Consider the following 343-nt stretch of genomic DNA (forward strand, 5'->3'; position numbering starts at 1 on the left):
TGGTTGCGGGGGCAGGATTTGAACCTGCGACCTTCAGGTTATGAGCCTGACGAGCTACCGGGCTGCTCCACCCCGCGGTAATTTCGTGTGTCCTGGGGATTGGGTCCAGGACGCTGGGCTTGAGATCAGCCCGGGTATTCGCTCTGCCCGTCCTCGCGGCTCGGGCGGCGCGGGGCTGCTCCTTTTGGGATGCGGCAACCGCTTTTGAACTGACCGGCTCTTCGGGGTTACCCCGTGAAGCCTTTGCTCCGGACGCGCCTAAGCGAGAGGAGCCTCTTTGCTCCACTCGGGAGATTTTTCTGAGTGGAGTGATTGTTGTGTTGAGATCGCTGAGAGCTTTACC

Annotated in this window: 1 tRNA gene; it reads right to left on the minus strand. The window is 60.6% G+C overall.

What is annotated here, in order from left to right:
* Positions 1–77, minus strand: a tRNA-Met gene (locus V2L18_RS23435).
* Positions 78–343: the final 266 nt, after the last annotated feature.

The organism is Breoghania sp. JC706 (assembly GCF_037026715.1).
Classification (GTDB): Bacteria; Pseudomonadota; Alphaproteobacteria; order Rhizobiales; family Stappiaceae; genus Breoghania.